Below are 13,938 nucleotides of genomic sequence, written 5' to 3' on the forward strand. Positions count from 1 at the left end.
GAGGTGACGCGCGTGGCGCGCGAGGTGGGCACGGAAGGGAAGCTCGGCGGCCAGGCCGACGTGCAGGGCGTGGCCGGCACGTGGAAGGACCTGACCGACTCGGTGAAGTTCATGGCGGGCAACCTCACGGCCCAGGTGCGGAACATCGCGGCCGTGACGACGGCCGTGGCCAACGGCGATCTCTCCCGGAAGATCACGGTGGACGTGAAGGGAGAGATCCTCGAGCTGAAGGACACGATCAACACGATGGTGGACCAGCTCCGCAGCTTCGCGTCCGAAGTGACCCGTGTCGCCCGCGAGGTGGGCACGGAAGGGAAGCTCGGCGGCCAGGCCTACGTGCAGGGCGTGGCCGGCACGTGGAAAGACCTCACGGACAACGTGAACTTCATGGCGGGCAACCTCACGGGCCAGGTGCGAAACATCGCCGAAGTGACGACCGCCGTGGCCTCCGGCGACCTCTCCAAGAAGATCACGGTGGACGTGAAGGGGGAGATCCTCGAACTGAAGAACACGATCAACACGATGGTGGATCAGCTGTCGTCGTTCGCGGCCGAGGTGACGCGCGTGGCGCGCGAGGTGGGCACCGAGGGAAAGCTGGGCGGCCAGGCCGAGGTGAAGGGCGTCTCGGGCACGTGGAAGGACCTCACCGACAACGTGAACTCGATGGCCGGCAACCTCACGAGCCAGGTCCGCGGCATCGCGCGGGTCGTGACGGCCGTCGCCAACGGCGACCTGAAGCGCAAGCTGACGGTGGAAGCCAAGGGCGAGATCGCCGAGCTCGCCGACACGATCAACAACATGATCGACACCCTCGCGACGTTCGCCGACCAGGTGACGACGGTGGCACGCGAGGTCGGCGTCGAAGGAAAGCTGGGCGGCCAGGCGAGCGTGCCGGGCGCCGCGGGAACGTGGAAGGACCTCACCGACAACGTGAACCAGCTCGCGGCGAACCTGACGACCCAGGTGCGCGCGATCGCGGAGGTCGCGACGGCGGTGACGAAAGGCGACCTCACGCGGTCGATCAACGTCGCGGCTCTCGGCGAGGTGGCGGCGCTCAAGGACAACATCAACGAGATGATCCGCAACCTCAAGGACACGACGCTCAAGAACTCCGAGCAGGACTGGCTGAAGACCAACCTCGCGAAGTTCTCCCGCATGCTCCAGGGTCAGCGCGACCTCCTCACGGTCGGCCGGCTGATCCTCTCCGAGCTCGCTCCGGTCGTCGCGGCCCAGCAGGCGCTCTTCTACACGCTCGACACCTCGACCGCCGTTCCGGAGCTCCGGCTGCTCGCGAGCTACGCCGCGAGCGAGCCGAAAGAGGTCTTCCGCCTCGGCGAAGGGTTGATCGGTCAGTGCGCGCTCGAGAACCAGAAGATCCTCCTGCCGAACGTGCCGAGAGATTTCGTGCGGATCAGTTCGGGCCTCGGCCAGGCGACGCCGTCGCACGTCATCGTGCTGCCGGTCGTGTTCGAGGGCCAGGTGAAGGCCGTGCTCGAGCTCGCGACGTTCGAAGGGTTCAATCCGACCCACCAGGCCTTCCTCGACCAGCTCACGGAATCGATCGGCATCGTGCTCAACACGATCGAGGCGAACAGCCGGACGGAGAACCTCCTCCAGCAGTCGCAGTCGCTCGCCCGCGAGCTCCAGAGCCAGCAGCTCGAGCTCCAGCAGACGAACCAGCAGCTCGAGGAGAAGGCGGGACTGCTCGCGGAGCAGAACGCCGAGGTCGAACGGAAGAACCAGGAGGTCGAGCAGGCCCGGCAGGCGCTCGAGGAGAAGGCGAAGCAGCTGGCGCTCACGTCGAAGTACAAGTCGGAGTTCCTCGCGAACATGTCGCACGAGCTCCGGACCCCCTTGAACTCGCTCCTGATCCTCTCCGACCAGCTCTCGCGAAATCACGACGGCAACCTCACGCCGAAGCAGATGGAGTTCGCCAAGACCATCCACTCGGCCGGAAACGATCTGCTCAACCTGATCAACGACATTCTCGACCTCTCCAAGATCGAGTCGGGAACGGTCGTCATCGACGCGGGCGAGATCCGGTTCTCCGATCTCCACGACTACGTCGACCGGACGTTCCGGCACGTCGCCGAGGCGAAGGGGGTCGAATTCCAGATCGACATCGACCCGTCCGTTCCGCGCGGCATCGTCACCGACTCCAAGCGCCTGCAGCAGATCCTGAAGAACCTCCTCTCGAACGCGTTCAAGTTCACGGAGAAGGGAAGCGTGAAGCTCGACGTCGTCCGGGCCAAGGGGGGATGGAGCCCCGACCAGGAGGCGCTGAACCGTTCCCGTTCGGTCATCGCGATCTCCGTCAGCGACACGGGGATCGGCATCCCGCGGGACAAGCAGCAGATCGTGTTCGAGGCGTTCCAGCAGGCGGACGGTTCGACCAGCCGGAAGTACGGCGGAACGGGACTGGGCCTGGCGATCAGCCGCGAGATCGCTCGCCTCCTCGGCGGCGAGATCACGCTCGACAGCGCGCCGGGAAAGGGGAGCAAGTTCACGCTCTATCTGCCGCAGAGCTATGCGCCCGCCAAACCGGCGTACAAGCCGGAGCCCGAGTCGCCGGCGGAGTTCGTCAGCGTGATGAGCGACGTCAGCACGGCGCGGGGCGCCGTCGCGGAGGTCGCCGCGGTGAACGACATCTCCGACGACCGCGAGCGGATCGCGCCGGGTGACCGGACGCTGCTCATCGTCGACAACGACGAGAACTTCGCCCGATTCCTCCTCGACATGGCCCACGAGTTCGGCTTCAAGGGGATCGTGACGGCGCGGGGCGCCGAAGCGGTCTCGCTCGTCCGCGAGAAGAAGCCCGACGCGGTGACGCTCGACATCCAGCTCCCGGACATCGACGGCTGGCGCGTCCTCGACCGCCTGAAGAGCGATCCCGCCACCCGCCACATCCCCGTCTACGTCATCACGACCGAAGAGGACGGCGGACGCGCGCTGCCGCTCGGAGCGATGGCAGTGCTGCAGAAGCCGATCAAGAACAAGGAGACCCTCGACCGGGCGTTCCGGACGATCCAGACGTTCCTCGACCGCGGCAGCCGCCGGCTCGTCGTCGTGGGGTCCGACCGGTCGATCCGGGCGGCGCTCGAGCCGAAGCTCACCTTCGAAGGGGTGGAGAGCCAGTGGGCCGAGACGCCGCGGGAAGCGGTCGCGGCGATCGAGGCGAACGCTCCGGATTGCGTGATCTTCGTCTGGGACGGGCACGAAGCGAGGATGAAGGACGGGGCGGAAGTCGTCCGCCGGACGTGCGAGGCGCGCGGCGTTCCTCTCGTCGTCTACACGCCGGGCGATATCGGCCGCAAGCTCGAGACGGCGCTCAATCGCCTCACGCAGGGCCATCCGGTCAAGCACGTCCGATCGGAGGAGCGGCTGATCGACCAGACCCTGCTCTTCCTCCACCGGAAGGTCCTCGCCCTCCCGCTCGAGACCCGCGCGATCATCGAACGGCTCGCCCGCACCGAGGAAGTGCTCGCCGGCAAGAAGGCCCTGATCGTGGACGACGACGTCCGCAACATCTTCGCGTTGACGAGCGTCCTCGAGCGGCACAAGATGAAGGTGCTCTCCGCCGAGAACGGCCGGGAGGCGATCGCGAAGCTCGAGGAACACGAGGACTGCGACATCGTCCTGATGGACATCATGATGCCGGACATGGACGGATACGACACGATGCGGGCGATTCGCGAGCGCGGCAAGTTCAAGGACCTTCCGATCGTCGCCGTCACGGCCAAGGCGATGAAGGGCGACCGCGAGAAGACGATCGAAGCGGGCGCCTGGGACTACCTGTCGAAGCCGGTCGACACCGAGCACATGCTCTCGGTGCTCCGGACCTGGCTGTACCGGTGAGGATCGGCGGGACCGGCCGCGGGTGAGAACCGCATGAACGAGTCCGAGTCGGAGGCCGCCGCGGGTCTCGAGCCGGCGGGCGAGCCGCTCGAGAAGGCGAACATCCTCGTCGTCGACGACAGCGCCGATAAGCGGCTGGCTCTCGGCGCGATCCTGGCCGAGCTCGACCAGAACATCGTCGAGGCGCAGTCGGGGCGCGAGGCGCTGAGGGAGCTCCTCCGCCGCGACTTCGCCGTGGTGCTGCTCGACGTCAACATGCCGGGGATGGACGGGTTCGAGACGGCGTCCCTGATCCGCCAGCGAAAGAGCTCCGAGCACACGCCGATCATCTTCATCACGGCCTACAGCGACGACACGCACGCGCGGCAGGGCTACGAGCTCGGGGCGGTCGACTACATCATCACGCCGGTCATCCCGGAGGTCCTGAAGTCGAAGATCGGGTTCTTCGTCGATCTGTACCGGAAGACCGACCAGGTGAGCCGCCAGGCCGCGTCTCTCGCGCGCCGCGCCGCGCAGCTCCAGCGCCTCACCCGGGCGTCGCTCGCGATCAACGCCGCGCCGTCGATCGAGGAGATCCTCTCGATCGTCACGGAGACCGCCCGGGAAGTCGCCGGGGCCGAACACGCGGAAATCGTTCCGGCGCTCACCGAGTCGTGGGGACCGGGTTCGAGAGAAGCGCCCGGGCCGCCGCCCGGACCCGCGGACGTCATGGCGACGCTCATGGGACGCGACGGCCGCGACATGGGCACGCTCCGGATCTTCGGACACCCGCTGGGCCCGGACGAGAATGCGATCCTCACGCAGCTCGCGCAGATGGCCTCGATCGCGATCGAGAACGTCCTGTACAGCGAGGCGCGGGAGGCGAACCGCCTCAAGGACGAGTTCCTGACGACGCTCTCGCACGAGCTCCGGACCCCCCTCACGGCGATTCTCGGATGGACCCGGATCCTGCGCGCGCCGGCGCTCGATCCCGGCCGGTTCGCGCACGGCCTCGACGTGATCGAGCGCAACGTGAACGCCCAGGCGAAGCTCATCGACGACCTCCTCGACATCTCCCGGATCAGCGCCGCGAAGCTCAGGCTGAACACCCGTCCGATGGCCGTCGTCCCGGTCGTCGAAGGCGTCGTGGAAGGGCTTCGTCCCGCGTGGGAGGCGAAGTCGCTGAACGTCCAGGTCGTGGTCGATCCCGCGGCGGCGGGCCACAGCGACGTTTCGGGCGACGCGGACCGGCTGCAGCAGGTCGTGTGGAACCTCCTTTCGAACGCGATCAAGTTCACCCCGGCCGCCGGAAGCATCGAGGTTCGGGTCGAGCGCACGGCCGCGCACGTCCGGATCCGCGTGAGCGACACCGGAAAGGGGATCAGCCCGGACTTCCTCGCCCACGTCTTCGACCGCTTCCGGCAGGCGGACAGCAGCACGACCCGTTCGCACGGCGGGCTCGGGATCGGCCTCGCGATCGTGCGCCACATCGTCGACATGCACGGCGGAACCGTCTCCGCCGCGAGCCCGGGACCGGGGCAGGGGGCGACGTTCGTGGTCTCCCTCCCCGCGATCGAAAGCGCGGGAGTCGAGATCCGGACGGTGGCGGACGGCTTCCGGGAACCGGCGGCGCTGCCCGATCTGGCGGGGCTCCGCGTCGCCGTCGTCGACGACGAGCCGGACGCCCGCGAGGTCGTCGGGGAGATCCTGAAGAGCGCGAACGCGTTCGTTTCGCTCTTCGGGAGCGCCGACGACGCGATCGCCGGCCTCGCGGAGGCGGCGCCCGACGTCATCGTGAGCGACATCGCGATGCCGGGAGGCGACGGGTACGCGTTCCTGCGCGAGGTCCGGCGGCGCGAGGGAGACGGGCCGCATGCGCCCGCCATCGCGCTCACGGCGCTCGTCCGGCGGGAGGATCGCGCCCGCGCCCTGGCGGAAGGCTTCGAGCGGCACGTGTCGAAGCCGATCGAACCGGAGCACTTCCTCGCGGTCGTGGCGGAGCTCGCTCCCGGGAAGGAGGCGCGAGGAAACGGCCACCGGACGGACGTCCTCGTGATCGAGGACGACCAAAACGGCGGCGACGGCCTCCGGCAGCTCCTCGAGAGCGGCGGCTTCCGGGTGGATGTCGCGCGTGACGGGGACGAGGGGATCCGGATGGCGCGCTCGGCGTCTCCGGGGGTCGCGCTCGTCGACCTCGGTCTCCCCGGCCTGGACGGCTGCGAAGTCGCCTCGCGCCTCCGCCGGGAGACGGGACTGCGGTCTCTGGTGCTGATCGCGGTGTCGGGAAACGAAGAGGAGGAGCATCGCCGCCGGGCGTTCGCCTCCGGCTTCGACGCGTATCTCGTGAAGCCCGTGAAGTTCGATCAGGTGGAGCGAGTCCTCCAGGACCAGGCGGTCAAACAGAGAGCTTAGAGGCCGGGGGCGGGCGATCCCTCGAGGGTGATGGGCTCTCCGGGGTCAGGGCTTCTCTTTCGTCGAGCTGTCGTCGGGGGGCCTCTCGGCGTTCCGGTCCCGCCGGTTGACGAGGACGTGGTACGCGACCGCGTCCCACGCGTTGTGGACGCTGCTGAAGAGAAGAATCAGCGTGGCGGCGCCGACGGCGAACAAGGCCTCGCGCGTACGGGCGTGCGCGAACGACGACAGCGCGAGCATCGCGTACGCCGCCAGGGGCAGCGCGACATGGAACAACCAGTCCTTTCATCGGCCCGAAGAACGACGGTCGGCCTGTTTCCGGTAGCGTCCCGGGGCCAAGGGACGGGAGTGGTGGGACCGGCGCGACTCGAACGCGCGACCTAGAGTTTAGGAAACTCTTGCTCTATCCAGCTGAGCTACGGCCCCTTGCGGCGCGCAGTATCTCGCGCCGGGGGACGCGCCGCAAGGCCGGGGCGGAGTGACGGAAGAAACTTCCTGACCCTCGGGACAGTTGTCATGGGCCCGGCGAGCCGCTAAATTCTTCTCACTCTCATGAACTCGAAAACCGGAATCCTTCGTCGCGTGAAATGGGAATGGGTCGTCAAGAGCTTTGGGGGCGCCGTCACGGTGATCGGACTCGGCATCGTCGCCTACTCGCTCGGCGAGACGATCGGAATCCACGGCTGGCCGAGCTTCCTCGTGCCGCTGACCGGCTCGCTGGACGGATACGCCCTGCCGAGCGGAGCCGGCTTCCTCGCCCGCGTCACCGCCAATCTCGCGATCTGGACGGCGGCGTTCTACGGGATGGGGTGGATCAGCTCGCGCATCCCCGCCGACTGGGACTTCTTCTAAGAGCCGGCGCGGCGATACGCGCCGTTATACGCGTCCGTCGGACCGGCCGCCCGCACGACGTACGCTCTCCGGTACGCCTTAGCGGCCGGCCGGTCCGCCGGAACGCGTCTTCCAGCACGTCTCGCCGCGCCTCGACGCCGGTGTAACTGAGCCGGGCGTACGTATGCCGCCGGCGCCGACCCCATCCCGCTTGCCTCGCCGCACGGGCCGACTACTTCTTCTTCGAAGATGACTTCTTCGACGACGACGACTTCCGGGACGAGCTCTTGCTCTTGTGGCTCGCCTTGCCGCCCTTCTTGCCGCCCTTGCGGGAGCTCGCGTGGCTGGTCTTCTTGCCGCGTCCGGATCCGCTCTTCTTTCCGCCGCCGCTCTCCTTGTTGACGGTCGCCCAGGCGCGGCGCTCCGCTTCCTTCTTGCCCGTGCCGCGTTTCTCGTAGCCCTTCTCGATGTCGTGGGCTTTTCTCTTTTGTTTGCTGCTGTAGCTGGATTTGTCTCCCCGTGCCATAAATCTCCCTTCGATTCAAAGGGATGCAACGGATATGCCGCCGAACCGAGCCGCGGGTCTCGCGGTCGCGAGTCAGAGAAGGGGACCGGGGCACTCGTTCTCATGTTTCGACTCGAGACTCTCGACTCGCGACTCGGTATTCGAGTTGACTTACGCCTTTTTACCGCCTTATAGTGGCGTCTTCACTGGAGTCGCCCATGGCCGTCCCGCTCGCCCTTTCCGCTCGAATCACCGCTCTCCGCGACGCGCTCCCGCCCGAAACGGCGGCATCGATCCTTTCCGCCACGGACCTCCGCCGCGACCGTGAGGCGCCTCCGCTTCCGACCGGGATCGAGGAATTCGACCGGCTCCTCGCGGGAGGCCTCGCCCGCGGAAAGCTCGTCGAAGTGGTCGGCCGGCGGTCGAGCGGAAGGCTTTCTCTGGCTCTTTCCGCGCTCGCATCGGCGACGGAAGCGGGAGAGAACGCCGCGTTGATCGACCTCGGGGATGCCCTCGATCCCCAGGCCGCGGCCGCGGCGGACGTCGATCTTCGCCGGGTGCTGTGGGTGCGCCCGCGGCGGGTCCGCGACGCGGTATATGCGGCGGAGACCGTGATCGCGGCCGGTTTCCCTCTCGTCGTCGCGGAGCTCGGGACGCCCCCGGTCGGTCCGCGCGTCCCGGACGCGGCCTGGGTCCGCCTGGCGCGAAGCGCGCGGGCGCATGGGACCGCGCTCCTCGTCGCGAGCCCCTATCCGGTGTCGGGGGCGGCCGCCGACGCCGTCGTTCTGCTCTCGCGAAATCGGGCGATCTGGAAGGGACAGGGCGCGTCGCCGAGGCTCCTCGGCGGGGTCGCCGCGCATGCGACGCTCGACAAGAAGCGCGGAGAGAAGCCGGGGCGGACGGGCGCGGTGCGTTTCACGGCGAGGGAGGCGATTTCCGATGCGGTGCCGGCCGCCGGCGCGCCTCCGGGGAGGTCGGCGGCGCGGGAGGCCGTTTCCCCCCGCGCGGCGTCTTCCCGATTCGTTTCGAGGTGAGAAGCCCGTGCCGTCGCGGATCGCGTGCGTCCTCGTCCCGCTTTTTCCCCTCGCGGCGCGGCTCCGGAGCGAACCGGATCTCGCGGGAGAAGCCGTCGCCATCCTCGCGGGGGACGGGCAGGCGGCGCGCGTCGTCGCCGCCTCGAAACCGGCGCGGCGCGCCGGCGTCCGGAGCGGACTCACGCTCCGCGAAGCCCGCGCGCTCCTTCCGCGGCTGATCGCGCGCGCCTCCGACGCCGAGTGCGAACGTTCCGCGCAGGAAGCGCTCCTCGAGGCGGCCGAGACGGTTTCCCCGCGACTCGAGGACGGCGGCCCGGGGATCGCGTATCTCGACGTCGACGGCCTCGAGCTCTATTTCGGGTTCTCGGAAAAGGCGCTCGCGGCGTCTCTTTCCGCCGCGGCCGAAGGCGCCGGCCTCCCGGCGCGCGTCGGCGTGGCCGCGAGCAAGCTCGCGGCCCGCGTGGCGGCGGAGTCTCCGGAGTCGCCCGTCGTCGTGCCCTCCGGCGGCGAGGCGACGTTCCTCGCCCCGCTCCCGCTCGCGCGGCTCGCCCTCCCGGAAGAGATCGCGGAGACGCTCGAGCGGTGGGGACTCGCGCGCGTCGGCGATTTCGCCGCGCTCTCCGAGGGGGAGGTGACGGCGCGATTCGGAGAGGCGGGGCGGCGGCTCCACGAGACCGCCCGCGGGGTCGATCCGCGCCCGCTCGTCCCCCGGGCGATTCCTCCGGTTTTCTCCGAAGGGATGGAGCTCGAATGGCCGTTCGTCGCCGTCGAGCCGTTCCTCTTCGTCGCGCGCACCGCGCTCGAGCGGCTGGCGGGACGTCTGGCGGCGCACGCGCTCGCCTGCGCCCGCCTCGAGCTCTCGCTCACCCTCGATCCGGAAGGGATGGACGGCCGCGCGATCGATCTCCCGGCGCCGACGAGGGACGTGAAGACGCTCCTGACGCTCGTCCGGCTCGACCTCGAGGCGCGCCCGCCCGGAGCGCCCGTCCACGGCTTCCGTTTCGTCGCGCACCCCGACCGCCCGCGGCAGGCCCAGCTCTCGTTGTTCGGCCCGGCGGCCCTGTCCCCCGAGCAGCTCGCGACGTGCATCGCGCGGCTCGTCGCGCGGCTCGGAGAGGAGCGCGTCGGCCAGCCGTCGGCGGTCGACGGCCACCGCCCGGAACGATTCGCGCTCGTTGCGTATGCGCCGCCCGCTCCTCCGGAATTGCCGCCGGCGCCGCGCGCGGGCCGAGGTCTCCTCGCGGTGCGGGTGCTCCGGCCGGCCGTCCCGATCGACGTGGACGGGGAGGAGGGGAGCCCGAGGCGGATCGCGGCCGCGGATCCATGGCCGCCTTCTCTCGACCCGGTCTCGCGAAGCGAATCGGCCGCGAAGGCGACCGGCGATACGACCCGCCCGCGAGAGCCCGAGAAGGCGAAGCGCATCGAGGGTTCGGTGCGCGTGGCGTCCGGCCCGTGGCGCGTCGAGGAGAAGTGGTGGTCGGAAGAGGCGATCGCCCGCGAGTACTGGGACGTCGAGCTCTCCGACGGAGGGCTGTACCGCATTTTCCGGGACGCGAGGAACGGCGCCTGGTTCGCCGACGGCATTTATGACTGACGCGTCGCATTCCGCGACGCTCGGGGAGCTCGGATCGCGAACGCGCCCGGGCGGGAAGATGGCCGGACTCTTTCCATCGACTTTTTCATCGGGAGGAAAACGACGAAGCGATCTGTGTCCGGAGAGCTGGAGGCGGACATGAGCGACGGGCCACCGACGAGAGATGTCGGGACGCGCGCGATCGTCACGACGATTCATTCCGACGGCGCACGGAAGGAGAAGCTCCGCCAGCGGTCGTGGAAGCCTCCCGCGTCGCCCCGCTCGCCGCGGCCCTACGCGGAGCTCCACGCGGCTTCCGCCTTTTCCTTTCTGGACGGAGCATCGCTTCCCGAGGACCTGGTCGACCGTGCGGCGGCGCTGGGGCTGCCGGCCGTCGCGCTCCTCGACACGAACGGGGTCTACGGCGCGCCGCGATTCCACAAGGCCGCGAAACAGGCGGGAGTGAGGGCGCTCGTGGGCGCCGAGATCGTGCTCGCTCCCTTCCGCGGTGCGGAAGGAAGCGAGCACGAACCCGACCCCGGCCTTCGGACACCCCTCCCCAGTGGGGGAGGGGACGGGGGCAGGGTGCGAGACGGCTCGGCGGCCATGGCCGCCGAGCGCCTCTCCCTCCTCGTCGAGAACCGCGCCGGATACCGGAACCTGTGCAAGCTCCTGACCGCGGCCGCGGAGGGAAGGCCCAAGGGCGCGGCGCAGGCGTCGTGGGAGCGCGTGAGGGAGCACGCGGAGGGTCTCCGCTGCCTGGCGGGCGGTCCCGAAAGCCCCGTCGCCCGGGCGCTCGGTCGCGGAGGGATCGACGCGGCCGAGAGCGTGCTCCGCCGTCTCGCGGAGAGCTTCCCGGGCCGCCTCCACGTCGAACTCCAGCGGCACGGCGACCGGGCGGAGGAGCACCGCAACCAGGCGCTCGTCCCGCTCGCCCGAAGGCTCGGCCTCCCGCTCGTCGCGACCAACGGCGTCCGCTATGCGCGACCCGCGGAGAAGGACCTCCTCGACGTGCTCGCCTGCGTCCGCGAAGGGAAACCGGTCGACGCGGCCGGGACGCTGCTCGAGGCGTCGCGGGGGAGGCATCTGAAGGACGCGGCCGCGATGTCGGAGCTCTTCGCCGATCTGCCCGAGGCGCTGTCCGCGTCGGCCGAGCTCGCCGCGTCCCTCGATTTCACGCTCGCGGACCTCGGCTATCGGTTCCCCCGGTATCCCGTCCCGCCGGGAGAGACCCCGAGCTCCCATCTCCGGCGGGTCACCTGGGAAGGAGCGCGGGCGCGCTTCCGCCCGCTCACCGCGCGCGCCCAGGCGCAGCTTTCGAAGGAGCTCGCGATGATCGAGAAGCTCGATCTCGCCGGGTACTTCCTCATCGTCCGGGACATCGTGCAGTTCTGCCGCCGGGAGCGGATCCTGGTGCAGGGACGCGGTTCCGCCGCCAACAGCGCGGTCTGTTACGCGCTCTCGATCACGGCGGTCGACCCCGTGAAGATGGAGCTCCTCTTCGAGCGTTTCCTCTCCGAGGAGCGCGGGGAATGGCCCGACATCGATCTCGATCTCCCGTCGGGCGTCGAGCGGGAGAAGGTGATCCAGCACGTGTACCGCACCTACGGCGCGCACGGGGCGGCGATGACCGCCAACGTGATCACCTACCGCGACCGTTCCGCCGCGCGCGAGGTGAGCAAGGCCCTCGGATTCTCCCCGGAGGAGCAGGAGCGGCTCTCGGCGCGCCTGGCCGGCTGGAGCTTCGGGGAGATGCAGGAGCCGCTCCGCGAATTGCCCGCCGAGCTCGCCGCGGCCGGCCTCGATCCCGCCGAAACGCGGTCGCGCCACTTCCTGCGCCTCTGGCGCGCGATCCAGAACCTGCCGCGCCACCTCGGGCAGCACTCGGGGGGAATGGTCGTCGCCGCCGGCCGTCTCGACGAGGTCGTGCCGCTCGAGCCCTCGTCGATGCCGGGACGCGTCGTCGTGCAGTGGGACAAGGACGACTGCGCCGATCTCGGGATCGTCAAGGTCGATCTCCTCGGTCTCGGGATGCTCGCGGCGCTCGAGGAGGCGATCCCGATGATCCGCGAGCACGAGAACGTCGAGATCGACCTCGCGCACCTGCCCGCCGGCGATCCCGCCGTGTACCGGATGCTGAACGCGGCGGACACCGTCGGCGTCTTCCAGCTCGAGAGCCGCGCCCAGATGGCGACGCTGCCGCGCCACGGGCCGCGCCGGTTCTACGACATCGTCGTCCAGGTCGCGATCATCCGTCCCGGGCCGATCGTCGGCGGGATGATCCGCCCGTTCTTCGATCGCCATCGCGGGATCGCGCCCGTCGAATACCCGCACCCGTGCCTCGAGCCGATCCTGAAGAGGACGCTCGGCGTTCCGCTCTTCCAGGAACAGCTCCTCCGGATCGCGATGGTCGCCGCGGGGTTCACGGGAGGGGAGGCCGAGGAGCTCCGGCGCGCGATGGGATTCAAGCGCTCCGTCGAGCGGATGTCGGCGATCGAGGAGCGGCTGCGGAAGGGGATGGAGGCGCGCGGGATCGACGCCGAGGCGCGGGACCGCATCGTCAAGGCGATCACGTCGTTCGCGCTGTACGGGTTTCCGGAGTCGCACGCGGCGTCGTTCGCCCTGATCGCCTACGCGAGCGCGTACCTGCGCGCCCACCACCCCGCGGCGTTCTACGCGTCGCTCCTGAACGCGTGGCCGATGGGCTTCTACCACCCGGCGACGCTCGTGAAGGACGCGCAGCGGCACGCGACGGCGGTCTTCCCGATCGACGCCGCGCGCTCCGGCTGGAAATGCCGCTGGGAGGACCGCGGCGTGCGGCTGGGACTCCGGTTCGTCAAGGGGCTCCACGAGTCGACCGGACGCCGGATCGAGGCGGAGCAGGCGGTCGCGCCGTTTTCTTCGCTCGAGGACTTCGAGCGCCGCGCCGCGCCGCGGGCGGGGGAGCTCGACCGGCTGGCGGACGCGGGCGCGCTCGCGGGTTTCGGCCTGACGCGCCGGGAAGCCCAGTGGCAGGCGGCCCGCGTCGCCCGTCCGGCGGGCCCGCTCTTCTCCGGGCTTTCCGGTCCCGCCGGCTCCCCGCTCCCCGAGATGCGGCCGGAGGAGGAGACGACGGCCGACTACCGCGCGACCGAGATGACGACGGGGCCGCACCTCCTCCGGCACGTCCGCGGCCGGCTCGACGCGTTTTCCGTCTCGACGACGGAGAAGCTCCGGACGCTCCCGGACGGCGGAAGGGTACGCACCGCCGGCGCGGTGATCGTCCGGCAGCGGCCGGGAACGGCGAAGGGCTTCGTGTTCCTGACGCTGGAGGACGAGACCGGGATGGCGCAGGCGATCGTGCGGCCCGATCTCTTCCGGGAACAGCGGTCGCTCATCGTCGGCTCGCCGGGGCTGGTCGTGGAAGGAATCCTGCAGAGAGGGGACGGGGCGTTGTCGGTGAAGGCGGAGCGCTTCTGGCCTTTGAATGAATTCCGTTCTCCCCCTTCGCACGACTTCCGCTGAGGCGGCGCGGCGATACATCGAGCGAATACAGGCGCGTGCGGCCCGCCCGCGGCACTCGCCGTACGCCACCGGTACGACTCGGCCGCGGGCCGGACCGCCCGCATCCCGTCTCGCTCGCGTCTTCCCGCGCCTTGCGATGCCGGCGGGAGCCCCCGAAAAGCAGTCGGGCCGTTAGCCGCGACGGGCATGAGGATCGCCGTCGTATCGGTTGCTCGGACGACGAGACGTGGCGAGACGCGAGCGAG

8 protein-coding genes and 1 tRNA gene are annotated in these 13,938 nt (G+C 69.7%); 6 read left to right on the forward strand and 3 right to left on the reverse strand.

Translation table 11 applies throughout. The annotated features are described in order from the left end of the window. Positions 1–3,855, forward strand: a 3,855-nt coding sequence (locus tag VFS34_10040; protein HET9794792.1) for a response regulator, incomplete at its 5' end; no start/stop codon positions are given. Between the two features lie 33 nt (positions 3,856–3,888). Then, positions 3,889–6,246, forward strand: coding sequence for a response regulator (locus VFS34_10045; protein HET9794793.1), 2,358 nt, complete (start codon positions 3,889–3,891; stop codon positions 6,244–6,246). A gap of 45 nt (positions 6,247–6,291) precedes the next feature. On the opposite strand, the gene VFS34_10050 is transcribed toward VFS34_10045, so the two are convergent. Both VFS34_10050 and VFS34_10055 read right to left on the reverse strand, forming a co-directional pair. Beyond that, entirely contained in the window at positions 6,292–6,522 is a 231-nt protein-coding gene (locus VFS34_10050) for a hypothetical protein (GenBank protein HET9794794.1), read from the reverse strand. Between the two features lie 73 nt (positions 6,523–6,595). Next, positions 6,596–6,672 (reverse strand) — tRNA-Arg (locus tag VFS34_10055). Between the two features lie 156 nt (positions 6,673–6,828). On the opposite strand from VFS34_10055, the gene VFS34_10060 reads away from it, so the two are divergent. Continuing rightward, positions 6,829–7,098: a hypothetical protein gene (locus tag VFS34_10060; protein HET9794795.1), complete on the forward strand. Its 270-nt coding sequence runs from the start codon at positions 6,829–6,831 to the stop codon at positions 7,096–7,098. A gap of 211 nt (positions 7,099–7,309) precedes the next feature. Here VFS34_10060 and VFS34_10065 read toward each other — a convergent pair whose 3' ends face one another. Beyond that, on the reverse strand, positions 7,310–7,603 hold the full coding sequence (locus VFS34_10065; GenBank protein HET9794796.1) for a plasmid stabilization protein: 294 nt from the start codon (positions 7,601–7,603) through the stop codon (positions 7,310–7,312). Between the two features lie 197 nt (positions 7,604–7,800). On the opposite strand from VFS34_10065, the gene VFS34_10070 reads away from it, so the two are divergent. The 3 genes from VFS34_10070 to VFS34_10080 all read left to right on the forward strand — a co-directional run bounded on the left by VFS34_10070 (position 7,801) and on the right by VFS34_10080 (position 13,693). Further along, on the forward strand, positions 7,801–8,616 hold the full coding sequence (locus VFS34_10070) for a hypothetical protein (GenBank protein ID HET9794797.1): 816 nt from the start codon (positions 7,801–7,803) through the stop codon (positions 8,614–8,616). A gap of 7 nt (positions 8,617–8,623) precedes the next feature. Further along, positions 8,624–10,210, forward strand: a complete 1,587-nt coding sequence (locus VFS34_10075) for a DNA polymerase Y family protein (protein HET9794798.1) — start codon at positions 8,624–8,626, stop codon at positions 10,208–10,210. A gap of 138 nt (positions 10,211–10,348) precedes the next feature. Next, a complete protein-coding gene (locus VFS34_10080) occupies positions 10,349–13,693 on the forward strand; it encodes an error-prone DNA polymerase (protein HET9794799.1) in 3,345 nt (1,114 codons plus the stop codon). Positions 13,694–13,938 lie beyond the last annotated feature (245 nt).

This window comes from Thermoanaerobaculia bacterium, assembly GCA_035717485.1.
Lineage (GTDB): Bacteria > Acidobacteriota > Thermoanaerobaculia > UBA5066 > DATFVB01 > DATFVB01.

Excerpts from the sequence above, each read along its gene's own strand:
- VFS34_10045 (HET9794793.1), top strand. The coding sequence starts at position 3,889 with ATGAACGAGTCCGAGTCGGAGGCCGCCGCGGGTCTCGAGCCGGCGGGC.
- VFS34_10065 (HET9794796.1), bottom strand. The coding sequence starts at position 7,603 with ATGGCACGGGGAGACAAATCCAGCTACAGCAGCAAACAAAAGAGAAAA.
- VFS34_10070 (HET9794797.1), top strand. The coding sequence starts at position 7,801 with ATGGCCGTCCCGCTCGCCCTTTCCGCTCGAATCACCGCTCTCCGCGAC.
- VFS34_10080 (HET9794799.1), top strand. The coding sequence starts at position 10,349 with ATGAGCGACGGGCCACCGACGAGAGATGTCGGGACGCGCGCGATCGTC.